This window comes from Pseudomonas sp. SDT291_1_S447, from assembly GCF_054070155.1.
In genome coordinates this window covers 107,542-125,518 of the sequence record NZ_JBSVXS010000006.1, presented here as the reverse complement: position 1 = coordinate 125,518, position 17,977 = coordinate 107,542, and the positions used below count along the sequence as shown (strand labels likewise).

Genomic DNA, 17,977 nt, shown 5'->3' with positions numbered 1-17,977 from the left:
GGCGTTTGAAAAAAAGTGAGTCGCCGTAAGGGCGAAACCCTAAGCCGCCGTTACCGCAGCAACGGATATACACACAAGTGCTAGATATGCCGAGATAGACGCTTCAACAGGAAAAACGATATTTCCGCCAACACCCCCGCCCCAGCTACTCTTCCACGATTACCACCGCCGATTCCCCGGGGACCCCATGCCAAGATCCACCCTAAAACCGCTCTTGATCTCCCTCGCACTAACAGCCATAGCCCCGATCGCCAACGCCGCCACAACACTCGTTTATTGCTCCGAAGCCAGCCCGGCAGGCTTCGACCCCAGCCAATACACCAGCGGCACCGACTTCGACGCCTCCGCCGAAACCGTCTTCAACCGCCTCACCCAATTCCAACGCGGCGGCACCGACATCGAACCCGGCCTGGCGACAAAATGGGACATCTCCCCGGACGGTCTGCAATACACCTTCCACCTGCGACAAAACGTAAAATTCCACACCACCGACTACTTCAAACCCACCCGAGACTTCAACGCCGACGACGTCCTCTTCACCTTCCAGCGCCTGCTCGACCCGGACAACGCCTTCCGCAAGGCCTACCCCGCCGAATCCCCCTACTTCACCGACATGGGCCTCAACACCACAATCAAATCGGTAGAAAAACTCGACGAAAACACCGTGCGCTTCAACCTCAACAACGTCGACGCCGCCTTCGTGCAAAACCTCGCCATGAGCTTCGCCTCGGTGCAATCAGCCGAATACGCCGCGCAACTGTTGAAGGAAGGCAAAGCCGCCGACCTCAACCAGAAGCCGATCGGCACCGGACCGTTCGTGTTCAAGCGCTACCAGAAGGATTCACAAATCCGCTACACCGCCAACAAGACCTACTGGAAACCCGAAGACGTCAAAATCGACAACCTGATTTTCTCGATCACTCCCGACGCCGCCGTGCGCCTGCAGAAGCTCAAGGCCGGCGAATGCCAGGTCAGCGGCTACCCGCGTCCGGCCGACATCGAAGTGATGGAAAAAGACCCGAACCTGCGCGTGCTCAAGCAGGCCGGATTCAACCTCGGCTTCCTCGCTTACAACACCACTCACGCGCCTCTCGATCAGCTCAAAGTGCGGCAGGCGCTGGACATGGCCATCGACAAACCGGCAATCATCAAAGCCGTCTACCAAAGCGCCGGCCAGCTGGCGCAAAACGCTTTACCGCCGGCGCAATGGTCGTATGACCCGACCATCAAGGATGCCCCTTACGACCCGGTCAAAGCCCGGGTGCTACTGAAAGAAGCAGGGGTTGCGCCAGGTACAACCATCAACCTCTGGGCGATGACAGTGCAACGCGCATCGAACCCGAATGCGCGGATGTCGGCACAGATGATCCAGCAGGATTGGGAGAAAATCGGCATCAAGGCCAACATCGTCAGCTACGAATGGGGCGAGTACATCAAACGTGCGAAAAATGGCGAGCACGACGCCATGATCTATGGTTGGACAGGTGACAACGGCGATCCGGACAACTGGCTTGGCGTGCTCTACAGCTGCGCGGCGGTAAAAGGCAGCAACTACGCCAAATGGTGCGATCCGGCCTACGACAATCTGGTGCAACAGGCCAAGTTATCCACCGACAAAGAACAGCGGGTAAAACTGTATCAACAGGCGCAACTGATCCTTAAACAGCAAGTGCCGATCACGCCGATTGCCAACTCCACGGTGTTCCAGCCGCTGCGCAAGGAAGTCACCGACTTCCGTATCAGCCCGTTCGGTCTAACCCCCTTCTATGGCGTGGGTATAAATAAGTAACACCGAGCCCCAAGGCGGCGCGCACAAGGTGACCAGCGCACCGTTTTGGGGCTCCATTTGCACCGTTAAAACCACTCGCAAACGGTCAAATGCGTCAAAAGTTATACAGATGCGACATTAAGGTACGTTCGTGCCACCGTTTGAGGCCGCCGACCGCTCTGGATCTTGCATTGGGTATGGCCCCTGCATAAGTATCCGCAGGCACGACTCACGAGGTCGTACCTCACAACTAAAAAATGACAACAAATCATGAGGCCAACATGCTTAAACACGCGGTCATTCCGTTTTTAGTCGGCGCAGGCTTGTTAGCCTCCGCACCTTTCGCATCCGCTGCGACTAACCTGGTGTTCTGCTCCGAAGGCAGCCCGGCCGGTTTCGACCCAGGCCAGTACACCACCGGAACCGACTTCGACGCCTCAGCCGAAACCATGTTCAACCGTCTGACCCAGTTCGAGCGCGGCGGCACCGCCGTGATTCCTGGTCTGGCGACCAAGTGGGACATTTCCGATGATGGCCTGACGTACACCTTCCACCTGCGTGAAGGCGTCAAGTTCCACACCACCCCGTATTTCAAGCCGACTCGTGAGTTCAACGCCGACGACGTGCTGTTCACCTTCAATCGCATGATTAACAAGGATGACCCGTTCCGTAAGGCGTACCCGACCGAATTCCCGTACTTCACCGACATGGGGATGGACACCAACATCACCAAGATCGATAAAGTCGACGACCACACCGTCAAGTTCACTCTGAAAGAAGTCGACGCTGCGTTCATCCAGAACATGGCCATGAGCTTCGCCTCGGTACAATCCGCCGAATACGCAGCGCAGCTGCTGAAAGAAGGCAAGCCTGCCGACATCAACCAGAAGCCGATCGGCACCGGCCCGTTCGTGTTCAAGAGCTATCAGAAAGACTCCAACATCCGCTTCACCGGGAACAAAGAGTACTGGAAGCCTGATGACGTGAAGATCGACAACCTGATCTTCGCCATCACCACCGACCCGTCGGTCCGTATTCAGAAGCTGAAAAAGAACGAGTGCCAGGTCACCCTGTTCCCGCGTCCAGCCGACCTGAAAGCGCTGAAAGAAGACAAATCCCTGAAGATGCCTGACCAGGCTGGCTTCAACCTCGGCTACATCGCCTACAACGTGATGGACAAGGTCAAAGGCAGCAACGAAGCCAACCCGCTGGCTGACCTGCGCGTCCGTCAGGCGCTGGACATGGCGGTGAACAAGCCGCAGATCATCGACTCGGTTTACCAGGGCGCCGGCCAACTGGCCGTCAATGCCATGCCGCCGACCCAGTGGTCTTACGACACCACCATCAAAGATGCCAAGTACGATCCTGAGAAAGCCAAACAGCTGCTCAAGGAAGCCGGCGTCAAGGAAGGTACCGAAATCGTTCTGTGGGCGATGCCGGTGCAGCGTCCGTACAACCCGAACGCCAAACTGATGGCTGAAATGCTCCAGTCCGACTGGGCCAAGATCGGCTTGAAAGTGAAGATCACCAGCTACGAGTGGGGCGAGTACATCAAGCGCTCCAAAGGTGGCGAGAACCAGGCCATGATCATTGGCTGGAGCGGTGACAATGGTGACCCGGACAACTGGCTGAACGTGCTGTTCGGCTGCGACTCGCTCAACGGCAACAACTTCTCCAAGTGGTGCGACAAGAAGTACGACGGTCTCGTCAAGGATGCCAAGCGCACCCCCGATCAGGCCAAACGCACCGAACTGTACAAACAGGCGCAACACGTCCTTAAAGATGCTGTTCCCTACACACCTATCGCTCACTCGACGGTGTTCCAACCCATGCGCGCCAACGTGCAGGATTTCAAGATCAGCCCATTTGGCTTGAACTCCTTCTACGGCGTCAGCGTCAGCAAATAAGGCACTGCAGCGGCGACGTTTTTAACGTCGCCGCTATTTTACCTGCCGGGAATTTAGGAAATTGCCTACAGCCAATTCCACTGTGGATTACCGCAGCGGTATAGGACGTGTCGCCTTTTCCTACGAGCTTTAAGGCATTTACGCATTTACTGCCAGGACCGCGGCCCCTACCGTCGGGTACTGACCAGTTTCTGCGTGGGCCACCGGTTTGCCGTACGTACTGGATTGAGCTCGATGTAGCCAAACGTCTCCGGATGAGACGACGGCGCATTGAACAACACTAAAAAAAGAGGGAGCGTCATGCGCCATACCTTGATTTGTTCCGCACTGCTGGGCGCCGGCCTGTTGGCCGCCTCGTCCGCCAGTTTCGCCGCCAGCAAAAGTCTGGTGTTCTGCTCTGAAGGCAGCCCGGCGGGTTTTGATACCGCGCAATACACGACAGCGACCGATAACGACGCCGCCGAGCCGCTGTACAACCGTTTGGTCGAGTTCGAAAAAGGCGCGACCAATGTCGTACCTGGCCTGGCGACCACGTGGGATATTTCCGAGGATGGTCTCAAGTACACCTTTCACCTGCGTGAAGGTGTGAAGTTTCATACAACGCCGTACTTCAAACCGACCCGCGACTTCAACGCCGATGACGTGTTGTTCACGTTTAATCGCATGCTGGATGCCCAGCAACCTTTCCGTAAGGCTTATCCGACCGAGTTCCCGTATTTCAACGGCATGAGCCTGAACAAGAACATCGCCAAGGTCGAAAAGACCGGGGCGCTGACCGTGGAGTTCACGCTCAACAGCGTCGACGCCGCGTTCATTCAGAACATCGCCATGAGCTTCGCCGCCATCCTGTCCGCCGAATACGCCGACAAACTGCTGGCCGAAGGCAAGCCGAGCGACATCAACCAGAAACCGATTGGCACCGGGCCGTTCGTGTTCAAGAGTTATCAGAAAGACTCGAACATCCGTTACACGGGTAATAAACAATACTGGGATCCGAGCCGGGTCAAACTCGACAACCTGATCTTCGCGATCAACACCGACGCCTCGGTGCGCGTGCAGAAGCTCAAGGCGGGCGAATGCCAGATTACCTTGCATCCGCGCCCTGCCGATGTTGAAGCGTTGAAGGCTGACCCGAAGTTGCAACTGATTTCCAAGCCGGGCTTCAACCTCGGCTACATCGCCTATAACGTGCGCCACAAACCCTTCGACCAGCTCGAAGTGCGTCAGGCGCTGGACATGGCGGTGAATAAACAGGGGATTCTCAACGCTGTTTATCAAGGCGCCGGCCAACTGGCCGTGAACGCCATGCCGCCAACCCAATGGTCCTACGACGACAGCATCAAAGACGCCGCCTACAACCCGGAAAAAGCCAAAGAGCTGCTCAAGGCTGCCGGCGTCAAGGAGGGCACCGAGATCACCCTGTGGGCGATGCCGGTGCAACGTCCATACAACCCGAACGCCAAACTGATGGCGGAAATGCTCCAGGCGGACTGGGCCAAGATCGGTCTGAAAGTGAAGATCGTCAGCTACGAATGGGGCGAGTACATCAAGCGCACCAAAAATGGCGAGCACGACATCAGCCTGATCGGCTGGACCGGTGACAACGGGGATCCGGACAACTGGCTCGGCACGCTGTACAGCTGCGATGCCATCGGCGGCAACAACTACTCCATGTGGTGCGACCCGGCTTACGACAAGCTGATCAAACAGGCCAAAGTCGTCACTGACCGCGACCAGCGCACCGTGCTCTACAAACAGGCTCAGCAATTGCTTAAACAGCAAGTGCCGATCACGCCTGTCGCCCACTCGACGGTCAACCAGCCGTTAAGCGCGAGGATCGAAGGGTTCAAAGTCAGCCCGTTCGGTCGCAACGTGTTCTCGGGTGTCGGTATCGATTAAACCAGACGATTAGCCGCAACGCTGAGGGGCGCTGTCTAGCCCCTCACGCAAGCGCTTTGCCGAAATTCGCCAATCCGGCTTTTGGCAAACGTTTGCGATGTGTGAATGAGTTCTAAACCAATAACCGGCATACCAAAAAAAGCCGGCATAAAAAGAAAGTAAAGGAGCTTCACCCATGAAACTGAGCAACACCGCGATACTGGCCTTGGCCATCAGCAGCATCACCGCCGGAGCCCATGCTGAAAGCGTCAGCCAGGACTTCATGCCGACGCAACTGGCCAGCACTAGCGCCCAGTCCGAAGCCAAGGGTTTTATCGATGGCCAGAGCCTGTCGGGCTCGACCCGTAACTGGTACGCCAACGAAGAAAAAAAGCGCGGCGGCACTTTCAGCTATGAACGCCACGGCGAAACCCTGACCGGTTCGCGCCGGATCAACTGGGTCCAGGGCACCATCCTCAACTACACCTCGGGCTTCACCCAGGGCACCGTGGGGATCAGCACTGAAGTCGCGGCGTACAACGCCATTGCACTGGATCGCAGCCGCGAAGACATCAAGGGCGGTTCCAACCGTACCCTCGCCCACTCCAACGGCGACGCCGTCGATCAGTGGAGCAAACTGGGTCTGGCCAACGTCAAGGCGCGTATCTCCAACACCACCCTGACCGCCGGCCGCATGAACTTCAGCAGCCCGATCGTCGACGTTATCGGCAACCGTCCGCTGCCTTCGAGCTTCGAAGGTGTGGCGATCCACAGTGAAGAATTCGACAATCTGTCGTTCGACCTCGCGACCTTCGACCGCGTGTCACCACGTACCGAACAGAGCCTGTCGAAATTCCGCACCGAATACAGCAACACCGGCGTTGAAACCGACCACGTCAACACCGCCGGCGTGAACTATCAGCCGCTCAAGAGCCTGAAAACCAGCCTCTACGCGACCCAGGCTGAAGACTTCTGGAACCAGTACTACTTCGGCGCCACTCACGAACTGGGCGACAGCTCGGTACTGAGCCTGACCACCGGCCTGAACTACTACAAGACCGTCGACGAAGGCAAAAAGTTGATGGGCGAGATCGACAACGACACCTACTCGCTGTCGTTCGGTCTGACTCACCAGGCACACACCCTGACCTTCTCGTACCAGGAAGTGAACGGTAACGAGTACTTCGACTACCTGCACGAAACCAACGGCATCTACCTGGCCAACTCCCTGTTGTCGGACTTCAACGGACCAAACGAGAAATCCTTCCAGATCGCCTACGGCATCAACATGGCCGAGTACGGCATTCCGGGCCTGAAGTTCAACGCCTACAGCGCTCGCGGTTGGGGCATCGACGGTACTCACTACGTCGGCACCGCTTACGACGTGCGCAGCATGGACGGCGAACACCATTACGAATACGGCATTGGTTCTTCGTACGCCGTGCAGAGCGGCCCGCTCAAGGCCACCACGATCCGCGCGACCTACACCACCCACCGCGCCAGCGAAAACCAGGCTGACGGCAGCATCAACGAGTTCCGTCTCGTGACGACCATCCCGTTCAACATCCTGTAAAAAACGCCAGCCGACGGCTGACTCATGATGAGTCGGCCGTTCGGCTTTTTGTCTTCAACCGATTGCAGAGGGTTATCGATGAAAATGCTTCCCCTACGTGCGGCCGTTGCGGCCGTGTTGTTGAGCGCCGCCATCGGCGTCTCGGCCAAACCCTTGGTGGTCTGCACCGAAGCCAGTCCGGAAGGCTTCGATATGGTCCAGTACACAACTGCAGTCACGGCGGATGCTGTGGCCGAAACCATCTTCAATCGTCTGGTGGACTTCAAGCCTGGCACGACGGAAATCGTTCCGGCCCTGGCAGACACCTGGGAAATCAGTGAAGACGGCCTGACCTACACGTTCCACCTGCGCCAAGGCGTCAAGTTTCACACCACCGAATACTTCAAGCCGACCCGCGACATGAACGCCGACGACGTGGTCTGGAGCTTCCAGCGTCAGCTGGACCCGAATCACCCGTGGCACAAGCTGTCGAGCGTGGGCTTCCCGTACTTTGAAAGCATGGGCTTCAAAGAACTGCTCAAAAGCGTCGAAAAAATCGACGACCACACGGTCAAGTTCACCCTGACCCGCCGCGAAGCGCCGTTCCTGGCGGACGTCGCGATGCCGTTCACCGCCATCTACTCCGCCGAATACGCCGATCAGTTGCTCAAGGCCAACAAGACCGGCGACCTCAACAACAAGCCTGTCGGCACCGGCCCGTTCATCTTCCAGCGCTACGCCAAGGATGCTCAGGTGCGCTTCAAGGCCAACCCGGATTACTTCCGTGGCAAGCCACCGGCCGACGCGTTGATTCTGGCGATCGCCACCGACAACAACGTGCGCCTGCAGAAGCTCAAGGCCAACGAGTGCCAGATCGCGCTGTATCCGAAACCGGATGACATCCCGAGCATCAAGAAAGACGACAAGCTCAAGGTCGAAGAGCTGAACGCGATGACCGTCTCGTACATCGCCATGAACACTCAGCACAAATACATGAGCGACGTGCGCGTGCGTAAGGCGATCGATATCGCCTTCGACAAAGCGGCTTACGTCAACGCGCTGTTTGGCCCGGGCAATGCGACCGTTGCGGTCAACCCGTACCCGGACACGCTGCTGGGCTACAACCACGACCTGAAGAACCCGCCACGTGACCTCGACAAGGCCCGCGCCCTGCTCAAGGAAGCCGGCGTGCCGGAAGGCACCGTGTTTACCCTGTTTACCCGCAACGGCGGCGGCCCGACCAACCCCAACCCGATGCTCGGCGCGCAAATGATGCAGGCTGACCTGGCGAAAGTCGGGATCAAGATCGACATCCGCGTGATGGAATGGGGTGAAATGCTCAAGCGCGCCAAGGCTGGCGAACACGATATGGTCTCGGCCGGATGGGCGGGCGACAACGGCGACCCGGATAACTTCCTGACGCCTATGCTCAGTTGCGAGGCGGCAAAAAACGGCGAGAACTACGCGCGCTGGTGCAACGAGAAATTCCAGACGCTGCTGGATGAAGCACGGGCTAAAGTAGATCCGGCCGAACGCGCCGCGCTCTACGAACAGGCGCAAGTATTGTTTAATCAGGATCAGCCATGGATCAGCATGGCCCACACCAGGATGTTTACTGCAATGCGCAACAATGTAGAGGGCTATCACATCAGCCCTCTCACCACTAATAACTTCGCCACCACCCAGGTGAAGTAGATAAGAAACTCCCGGTGCCCCTGACCCCAGGGACGCCGGGCACGCCTAACCGGCTGATGAGGTACCACACAAGATGTTTAGTTTTATTGCCCGCCGACTGGGGTTGTTGATCCCCACGTTTTTCGGCATCACCTTGCTGACTTTCGCGTTGATTCGCATGATTCCGGGCGACCCCGTGGAAGTGATGATGGGCGAACGTCGGGTCGACCCCGAAATGCACGCTCAGGCAATGGAACGCCTAGGTCTGAACAAGCCACTGTATGCCCAATATCTGGACTACATCGGCAAACTGGCCCACGGCGATCTCGGCGAATCCCTGCGTACCCGTGAAAGCGTGTGGACCGAGTTCACCTCCCTCTTCCCGGCGACCCTGGAACTGTCCATGGCCGCCCTGCTGTTCGCCGGCATTCTCGGGCTTCTGGCCGGGGTGATTGCGGCACTCAAGCGAGGATCGCTGTTCGACCACGGGGTGATGGGCATCTCCCTGGCGGGGTATTCGATGCCGATCTTCTGGTGGGGCCTGATCCTGATCATGTTCTTCTCGGTGAGCCTGGGCTGGACGCCGGTCTCAGGGCGCATCGACCTGCTCTACGACATCGAGCCGCGCACCGGTTTCATGCTGATCGACACGCTGCTGGCCGACGACATGGGCGCGTTCCTCGATGCTCTGCATCACCTGATCCTGCCAGCCATCGTACTCGGCACCATTCCGCTGGCGGTGATCGCGCGGATGACCCGTTCGTCGATGCTCGAAGTGCTGCGCGAAGACTACATCCGCACCGCCAAGGCCAAAGGCCTGTCGCCGTCGCGCGTGGTATTCGTCCACGGTCTGCGTAACGCACTGATTCCGGTACTCACCGTGGTCGGCCTGCAAGTCGGCACGCTGCTGGCCGGTGCGGTACTGACCGAAACCATCTTCTCCTGGCCCGGCATCGGTAAATGGCTGATCGAAGCCATCGGCGCCCGGGACTATCCGGTTGTGCAAAACGGCATCCTGTTAATCGCCTGCCTGGTGATTCTGGTCAACTTCGTAGTGGACATCCTCTACGGCTTTGCCAACCCACGCATCCGTCATCAGCGCTGAGGTCCATACCATGAGCACTCCAACATCCTCAGTAGCCACGTCCGCCCCAAACGCGGATCAAAGTCTGCTGTACCCGTCTCCGTACAAAGAATTCTGGCAAGCCTTCTCGAAGAACAAGGGCGCGGTTGCCGGCCTGCTGTTCATGTTGCTGGTGATTTTCTGCGCGCTGTTCGCGCCGTGGGTCGCGCCGCATAACCCGAGCGAGCAATACCGTGACTTCCTGCTGACGCCGCCGGCGTGGCTGGAAGGCGGGCAGATGCAGTTCCTGCTCGGCACCGATGAACTGGGTCGCGACCTGCTGTCGCGCCTGATCCAGGGTTCGCGCCTGTCGCTGCTGATCGGTTTGTCGTCGGTGGTGATGTCGCTGATTCCGGGGATCCTGCTGGGTCTGTTCGCCGGCTTCTTTCCGAAGATGATCGGCCCGACCATCATGCGTCTGATGGACATCATGCTGGCCCTGCCATCGCTGCTGCTGGCTGTGGCGATCGTCGCCATCCTCGGCCCTGGCCTGATCAACACCGTGATCGCCATTGCTGTGGTGTCCTTGCCGTCCTACGTGCGTCTGACCCGCGCTGCGGTGATGGGCGAACTGAACCGCGACTACGTGACCGCCGCTCGCCTCGCCGGTGCCGGTCTGCCGCGTCTGATGTTCATCACCGTGTTGCCGAACTGCATGGCGCCGCTGATCGTTCAGGCGACTCTGAGCTTCTCCTCGGCGATTCTCGATGCCGCCGCACTGGGCTTCCTCGGCCTTGGCGTACAACCGCCAACTCCTGAGTGGGGCACCATGCTGGCCTCGGCCCGCGACTACATCGAACGCGCCTGGTGGGTGGTAAGTCTGCCTGGTTTGACCATTTTGCTCAGCGTGCTGGCAATCAACTTGATGGGCGACGGTCTGCGCGATGCGCTGGACCCGAAACTCAAGAACGCCGCCTGAGGAGATTCCCATGTCACTGCTAGAAATCAAGAATCTCAACGTTCGCTTCGGCGACAAGACCGCGACGCCGGTGGTCGATGGCCTCGACCTGAAAGTCGACAAGGGCGAAGTACTCGCCATCGTTGGCGAATCGGGCTCGGGTAAATCCGTGACCATGATGGCGCTGATGGGCCTGATCGAGCATCCCGGCATCGTCACCGCCGACGCGCTCAGCTTTGACGGCAAAGACATGCTCAAGCTGAGCAACCGTCAGCGTCGGCAGATCGTCGGCAAAGACCTGTCGATGGTTTTTCAGGATCCGATGACTGCGCTGAATCCGAGCTACACCGTCGGCTTCCAGATCGAAGAAGTGCTGCGCCTGCACCTGAAAATGTCCGGCAAGCAAGCGCGCAAACGCGCGATCGAACTGCTGGAAAAAGTTGAAATTCCGGGCGCCGCCAGCCGCATGGACGCCTACCCGCACCAACTGTCCGGCGGTATGAGCCAGCGTGTTGCGATCGCCATGGCAATTGCCGGCGAGCCGAAACTGCTGATCGCCGACGAACCGACCACTGCGCTGGACGTGACGATTCAGGCGCAGATCATGGATCTGCTGCTGGCGTTGCAGAAAGAACAGAACATGGGCCTGGTGCTGATCACCCACGACCTCGCAGTCGTGGCTGAAACCGCCCAGCGCGTCTGCGTGATGTACGCAGGGCAAGCCGTTGAAGTCGGTCAGGTACCGCAACTGTTCGACGTCCCGGCGCACCCGTACAGCGAAGCGTTGCTCAAGGCGATTCCCGAGCACAGCCTCGGCGCCGCACGTCTTTCGACCCTGCCGGGCATCGTCCCGGGCCGCTACGACCGTCCGCAGGGTTGCCTGCTGTCGCCACGCTGCCCGTACGTGCAGGACAGCTGCCGCGCGCAGCGTCCAGGCCTTGATCCGAAAAGCCACAGCCTCGCCCGCTGCTTCTTCCCGCTGAACCAGGAGGTGGCGTAATGGCCGTCGTACTTACCGCCCGCGACCTGACCCGTCACTACGAAGTGTCCCGTGGCCTGTTCAAGGGCCATGCGACCGTACGCGCACTCAACGGCGTGTCGTTCGAACTGGAAGCCGGCAAGACTCTCGCTGTTGTAGGCGAATCGGGCTGCGGTAAATCCACCCTCGCCCGCGCGTTGACGCTGATTGAAGACCCGTCTTCCGGATCCTTGAAAATCGCCGGCCAGGAAGTCGCCGGTGCCGACAAGGCCCAGCGCAAGCAACTGCGCAAAGACGTGCAGATGGTCTTCCAAAGCCCGTACGCGTCGTTGAACCCACGGCAGAAAGTCGGTGACCAGCTCGGAGAGCCGCTGCTGATCAACACCAACCTCTCCGCCGCCGAACGTCGCGAGAAAGTCCAGGCGATGATGAAGCAGGTCGGCTTGCGTCCTGAGCACTATCAGCGTTATCCGCACATGTTCTCCGGCGGTCAGCGTCAGCGTATCGCCCTAGCTCGCGCCATGATGCTGCAACCGAAAGTGCTGGTGGCGGATGAGCCGACCTCGGCACTGGACGTGTCGATTCAGGCGCAGGTGCTGAACCTGTTCATGGATCTGCAGCAGGAGTTCAACACCGCTTACGTGTTCATCTCGCACAACCTTGCGGTGGTGCAACACGTGGCCGATGACGTGATGGTGATGTACCTCGGTCGCCCGGTGGAACTGGGGCCGAAGAACGACATCTACGAGCGTCCGTTGCACCCGTACACCCAGGCGCTGCTGTCGGCGACCCCGACCATTCACCCGGACCCGAACAAGCCGAAAATCAAGATCGTCGGCGAACTGCCTAACCCGCTGAACCCGCCACCGGGCTGTGCTTTCCACAAGCGCTGCCCGTATGCAACCGAGCGTTGCAGCACGGAAGAGCCGGCGTTGCGCCAGCTCGACAGCCGGCAGGTGGCTTGCCACTACGCCGAGCAATTCCTCGACGGCGCGGCGTAAGCAAATCTGGAGGCTACAAAGAAACTGTAGGAGTGAGCCTGCTCGCGATTGCGTTATTTCAGTCAACATCCTCATCGACTGATCCACCGCTATCGCGAGCAGGCTCACTCCTACAGGGATCGCATTTCAAACAGAGTGACGTGTTGAGCAAACCCCTCCCTCCTCGATTGCGCATCAGTCGAGGCTGAAGGGGTTTTCTTTTGCCTGCGATTTACGTCTGGCTGTCGCCTTCGGCGTCCGGATCATCAGAGTCCGGCTCATCAGTGGTCGAGTCGTCATCATCGGCGCTGCCACCCTGCCCCTGATCGCCCGGCTCGGATTCGGATTTGGCCAGCATCAAGTCGCTGTGCCCGACCTGGCCGTTGAACGCCTGAGAATCGTGATCCTCGCACTCGGCCCAGGCCGTCGCGGTGCCGAGGGACAGCATGACCATCATTTTCAACAGCAATAAAACCCGTAGCAACCTGCTTTTCATAGCCGACTCCATCCATTTTCAGGTGAGACATTCGTGCCTGACTGGCGCTGTGTGAAATCTAGTTCCGATCCATCGGGTTCACCAGATAGGACGCTAAGGAGCGCGCAGAAATGCCCTCGACAGACAGATTGCTTTCGAATAATGCCAATAGCTGGATCAGCTAAGCGACCGGGCGCACGCGCGTGGCCTGCCAAGTCAGCGGGATGGAAATCAACACCATCAGCGCACTCGCCAGCCACACACTGTGGCCACCGAAATTGCCGTACAACTGACCGCTGAGCACCGGCGACAACAATGCGCTGGCACTCCAGCTCATAAAGAACAGGCCGAAGTACTGACCGCTTTTGCCGCCTTGGGCAAAGCGCATGGCCAGCACATTCAGCGGCGGCATGAAAAACGCCTCGCCCAAGGTCCAGATCAGCGTCGACAGGCAGACGTAAAACAGCCCGGAACCGAACGGCAACATGCCGAGCCCGCAGGCCAGCAACACACTGCCGAGCAGCATTTGTCGACGCATGCCCCAGCGCTCGCCCCAGTGCGACAGCGGAATCTGCAGGGCAATCACCAGCAACGCATTGAGCCCGAATTGCCAGCCAATGGCCTCGGTGCTCAACTGATAGTAATCACGCAGGTAGTTGCCCAGCGTGCTGTAGACCGTGTCGAACGCGATGCCAAGCACGGCCGTCGCCGCCAGCAACCAGAGGAATGGTTTGTCGCGATAGGGCACCCCGGAACCTGCGTCATCCGTGGGCTTTTCGTAATTGATCAGCACCGGTCGCTGCCACGTGGTGCGAACAAACCAGAGCAGCGCCAACAACGTCATCGCCGCACTGCCGAAAAATACCCAGCGAAAATCCGCCTGCGCCAAAACCCCGCCCGCCACACCGGCGGCGGCCATCCCAAGGTTGCGCGCAACCCGACTCAACGCCTGCGCACGCGAGCGCTGCGCGACTTCGCAATATTCCATGATCAGCCGCTGATGCAGCGTGCGAATAGCCCCATCGATGGTTCCGCTGAGCAACAGCAATGCAGCGAGCAACGGCACCTGCGTGACCAGCCCCAGCAGAATCAGCACCCACACTGAAATAAAGAACAACGCCGCCGTCAGCCGCGCCGTGCGCACATGATCACTGAGCCAGCCACCGAGCATCGAACCGACCAGCAACCCCGCGCCGTACGCCGACAACAACCAGCCAACCGTCTCGATCGCCAGCCCCAATTCCTGACGCAAGTACAACGCCATGAACAGCTTGACCATGCTGCTCAGACGATTGATGAACAAAAGCGCTGCGAGCACCCAGGCCATCACGCCGAAATAGCCTTTGAGCCGCAGCAGTTGAGTCAGTCGACTCGTCATTCCATTGACCTCTCAGAGCGACTTGCGTGGAGCTGGAACACTAACGGTCAGCAGGCGGGTTGTCGCGCTCAAGTGCATCGAGATCACGAAAAACGGAGTCGTCCTACAGCCATTGCGCTGACGGAACCAGAAACCGACTTGAGATCAAAAGCCCCTCACCCTAACCCTCTCCCGGAGGGAGAGGGGACTAATCGAGGTGTTTGGGAGATGTACGCCGACGTGAAATACCGAGCCGAACTCAGGTTTTGAAAGGCCCACAAATCGGCTCCCTCTCCTTGGGGAGAGGGCTGGGGTGAGGGGCGAATCCACCACAAATCCAAAGCCGACCAAGCTGTGCCCCTCACCACTCAACAGGATGAGCGTTAGCTCGGCTGCGGCTTTTGATCTGTAAGGCGACGTCGGAAGGCTGAGTGGAGGGATTGATCCGGGCGTGGGAGCGCAGCGACCGTTTGGCGCAGCCAAACACAGCGGGAGTAGGTGCAGCGAAGCAAACCGGAGACGCTGCGCCCGGATCGATCCCGGAGCGAAGGAACCCCGAGCCCCAGCGAGCGGGCCGCACGTAGGAGCAAGCCTTTTTGGTTACTTTTTCGGCGTCTGGAAAAAGTAACCCGCCGTAAGGGCGGAACCCTAAGCCGCCATCACCCAAAAAACGGATATACCCCCCAAAACCAACCAAACAAAAAAAGCCCCCTAGGCATACACCTAGGGGGCTTCGAACAAACCAACTAAAAGCTTAGTGATGCTCACGCGTCGCCCGGAATTTCACATCCGGCCAACGCTCTTCCATCAACGCCAGATTAACCCGCGTCGGCGCAAGGTAAGTCAGGTGCCCCCCGCCATCGACCGCCAGGTTCTCCACAGCCTTGTTGGAAAACTCCTCAAGCTTCTTCTTGTCACTGCACTCGATCCAGCGCGCGGAATACACAGTGATCGGCTCATACGAGCACTCAACCTTGTATTCCTCCTTCAAACGGCTGGCGACCACATCAAACTGCAGCACACCCACGGCGCCAAGAATGATGTCGTTGCTGCGCTCCGGGAAAAACACCTGCGTCGCGCCCTCTTCAGCCAGTTGCTGCAGACCCTGACGCAACTGCTTGGACTTCAGCGGATCACGCAGACGCACACGACGGAACAGCTCCGGCGCAAAGTGCGGAATACCGGTAAAGCCCAGGGATTCACCTTCACTGAAGGTGTCGCCGATCTGGATCGTGCCGTGGTTGTGCAGACCGATGATGTCGCCGGCAAAGGCTTCTTCAAGCTGCTCACGCTCGGAGGAGAAGAACGTCAGGGCATCGCCGATGCGCACGTCCTTACCGGTGCGCACGTGGCGCATCTTCATGCCTTTCTCGTACTTGCCGGAGCAGATACGCATGAAGGCGATGCGGTCGCGGTGCTTCGGGTCCATGTTCGCCTGGATCTTGAAGATGAAGCCTGAGAACTTCTCTTCCACCGGCTCGACGGTACGCTCGTTGGCCACACGGGCCAGCGGACGCGGCGCCCAATCAACGACGGCGTCGAGTACATGGTCAACACCGAAGTTGCCCAGTGCAGTACCGAAGAACACCGGAGTCAGTTGACCGTCGAGGAATTCCTGCTGGTTGAATTCGTGGCAAGCGCCCTGCACCAGTTCCAACTGCTCGATGAAGCGCTCGTACTCGTCGCCCAAATGCGCGCGGGCTTCGTCGGAATCGAGTTTCTCGATGATCTTGGTTTCGGTGCGTTCGTGACCGTGACCGGCGGTGTAGACAATGATGTAGTCGTCAGCCAGGTGGTACACGCCCTTGAAGTCGCGGTAGCAACCGATCGGCCAGGTGATCGGCGCAGCCTTGATCTTCAGCACGGCTTCGATCTCGTCGAGCAGTTCGATCGGGTCGCGGATGTCACGGTCGAGTTTGTTGATGAAGCTGACGATCGGCGTATCACGCAGACGGCAGACGTCCATCAGCGCAATGGTCCGTGGCTCAACACCTTTACCGCCGTCGAGAACCATCAATGCCGAGTCGACCGCCGTCAGGGTACGGTAGGTGTCTTCGGAGAAGTCTTCGTGGCCCGGGGTGTCGAGCAGGTTGATCATGTGGTCGCGATACGGGAATTGCATGACCGACGTGGTAATGGAAATACCCCGTTGCTTCTCCATCTCCATCCAGTCGGATGTCGCATGGCGATCGGATTTACGGGATTTCACCGTACCGGCCACTGCAATCGCCTTGCCCATCAACAGGAGCTTTTCGGTGATCGTGGTTTTACCGGCATCGGGGTGGGAAATAATGGCGAAAGTGCGGCGTTTCGCGACTTCGGCGGCCTGGTTGGTCATGGGAAATCGCCTGGCGGTGATTCAAAAAAGGGCCGCGATTATAGCCCAACTCGATGCAATAACCGAACCGTTGAGCACATTAAGGGTGGCCAAATGCTGCCGCAGATGGGAACCTTTTAAAGCACGGAGACGTCCATCCCCTGTTACGAATTTTCGTCAGGGGCTGAAAAATCAGCAAGTTAGCCTGACGAGGCTGCGCTCATGGCTCGCTTTCAGACCGCTTTTTGCCGGTGCTGAGGGAGCTGCTTCTCGCGAACGTTTATTCCCGGCAGCCATGTATGGCATGCCACACGGGAGGGCGTTCGCCGACTACAAAAAAAGGAGTCCGCCTGTGGCTATCCGCTATGGCAAAGGGCTGATGGGAGGTGCGGTGGTGATCGCGCTCCTGGCCCTGCTGGTCCACTGGATCGGCATCAACACGATCGAACACTACCGCGACGATTTGTTGTTTTACCTGCAAGCTCATCTGATTCTCGTCCTCGCTTCAATGCTGGCCGCCCTTGTCGTGGGCATCCCCGCCGGCATCTTCCTCAGTCGCCCGACCATGGTCGGCCGCGCTGAACGCTTCATGCAGATCTTCAATATCGGCAACACCGTGCCTCCGCTGGCCGTGCTCGCGATTGCCCTGGGCGTCCTCGGCATCGGCAGTGGCCCGGCGATCTTCGCTTTGTTCCTCGCCTCCTTGTTGCCAATTGTGCGCAACACCTACGAAGGCCTGAAAAACGTCCAGGGTTCGCTGAAAGAAGCAGCCGTCGGCATCGGTATGACCCCACGTCAGGTGCTGTGGAAAGTCGAATTGCCCAACGCTGTGCCGATCATTGTCGGTGGTGTGCGCGTGGCTTTGGCAATCAACGTCGGCACCGCGCCGCTAGCGTTCCTGATCGGCGCCAACAGCCTCGGCAGCCTGATCTTCCCTGGCATCGCCCTGAACAATCAGCCGCAACTGCTGCTCGGCGCCGCGTGCACCGCGCTGCTGGCCTTGCTGCTCGATGGCGTCGTCACCCTCGCCAGCCGTCTCTGGCTGGAACGCGGTTTGCGCCCGTCTTAA

The 17,977-nt window shown here is 58.8% G+C and carries 13 protein-coding genes; 10 read left to right on the top strand and 3 right to left on the bottom strand.

Going from position 1 to position 17,977, the window contains the following annotated elements:
- The first annotated feature begins 187 nt into the window (after window positions 1-187).
- The 9 genes from ACW9IR_RS04225 to ACW9IR_RS04185 all read left to right on the top strand — a co-directional run bounded on the left by ACW9IR_RS04225 (window position 188) and on the right by ACW9IR_RS04185 (window position 12,780).
- On the top strand, window positions 188-1,789 hold the full coding sequence (locus ACW9IR_RS04225; protein ID WP_457461822.1) for an ABC transporter substrate-binding protein: 1,602 nt from the start codon (window positions 188-190) through the stop codon (window positions 1,787-1,789).
- A gap of 260 nt (window positions 1,790-2,049) precedes the next feature.
- Window positions 2,050-3,675: an ABC transporter substrate-binding protein gene (locus ACW9IR_RS04220; RefSeq protein WP_457461820.1), complete on the top strand. Its 1,626-nt coding sequence runs from the start codon at window positions 2,050-2,052 to the stop codon at window positions 3,673-3,675.
- A 300-nt stretch (window positions 3,676-3,975) separates the two neighbouring features.
- Complete coding sequence (locus ACW9IR_RS04215; RefSeq protein WP_102900703.1) at window positions 3,976-5,574, top strand: ABC transporter substrate-binding protein; 1,599 nt, start codon at window positions 3,976-3,978, stop codon at window positions 5,572-5,574.
- Window positions 5,575-5,749: 175 nt separating this feature from the next.
- The gene (locus tag ACW9IR_RS04210) at window positions 5,750-7,126 is read left to right on the top strand and encodes an OprD family porin (RefSeq protein ID WP_102900704.1); all 1,377 of its coding nucleotides are present in this window, start codon (window positions 5,750-5,752) and stop codon (window positions 7,124-7,126) included.
- Window positions 7,127-7,204: 78 nt separating this feature from the next.
- Entirely contained in the window at window positions 7,205-8,800 is a 1,596-nt protein-coding gene (locus ACW9IR_RS04205) for an ABC transporter substrate-binding protein (protein ID WP_457461818.1), read from the top strand.
- 73 nt (window positions 8,801-8,873) lie between these two features.
- Complete coding sequence (locus tag ACW9IR_RS04200; RefSeq protein ID WP_007953665.1) at window positions 8,874-9,884, top strand: ABC transporter permease subunit; 1,011 nt, start codon at window positions 8,874-8,876, stop codon at window positions 9,882-9,884.
- Between the two features lie 10 nt (window positions 9,885-9,894).
- Window positions 9,895-10,821 carry an ABC transporter permease subunit gene (locus ACW9IR_RS04195; RefSeq protein WP_102900706.1) on the top strand — a complete coding sequence of 309 codons (927 nt, stop codon included), beginning with the start codon at window positions 9,895-9,897 and terminating at the stop codon, window positions 10,819-10,821.
- A gap of 10 nt (window positions 10,822-10,831) precedes the next feature.
- Window positions 10,832-11,800, top strand: coding sequence for an ABC transporter ATP-binding protein (locus ACW9IR_RS04190; RefSeq protein ID WP_457461815.1), 969 nt, complete (start codon window positions 10,832-10,834; stop codon window positions 11,798-11,800).
- Window positions 11,800-12,780: a peptide ABC transporter ATP-binding protein gene (locus ACW9IR_RS04185; protein WP_007917625.1), complete on the top strand. Its 981-nt coding sequence runs from the start codon at window positions 11,800-11,802 to the stop codon at window positions 12,778-12,780. Before ACW9IR_RS04190 ends, ACW9IR_RS04185 begins: the two co-directional genes overlap by 1 nt.
- Window positions 12,781-12,991: 211 nt before the next feature.
- Here ACW9IR_RS04185 and ACW9IR_RS04180 read toward each other — a convergent pair whose 3' ends face one another.
- From ACW9IR_RS04180 to ACW9IR_RS04170, 3 genes are all read right to left on the bottom strand, one after another.
- On the bottom strand, window positions 12,992-13,255 hold the full coding sequence (locus tag ACW9IR_RS04180) for a hypothetical protein (RefSeq protein WP_457461813.1): 264 nt from the start codon (window positions 13,253-13,255) through the stop codon (window positions 12,992-12,994).
- Between the two features lie 160 nt (window positions 13,256-13,415).
- Window positions 13,416-14,612, bottom strand: a complete 1,197-nt coding sequence (locus ACW9IR_RS04175) for an MFS transporter (RefSeq protein WP_457461811.1) — start codon at window positions 14,610-14,612, stop codon at window positions 13,416-13,418.
- A gap of 733 nt (window positions 14,613-15,345) precedes the next feature.
- The gene (locus tag ACW9IR_RS04170; protein ID WP_457461809.1) at window positions 15,346-16,929 is read right to left on the bottom strand and encodes a peptide chain release factor 3; all 1,584 of its coding nucleotides are present in this window, start codon (window positions 16,927-16,929) and stop codon (window positions 15,346-15,348) included.
- A gap of 358 nt (window positions 16,930-17,287) precedes the next feature.
- Between ACW9IR_RS04170 and ACW9IR_RS04165 the strand changes: the two genes are divergently transcribed.
- On the top strand, window positions 17,288-17,977 hold the full coding sequence (locus tag ACW9IR_RS04165) for an ABC transporter permease (protein ID WP_169844036.1): 690 nt from the start codon (window positions 17,288-17,290) through the stop codon (window positions 17,975-17,977).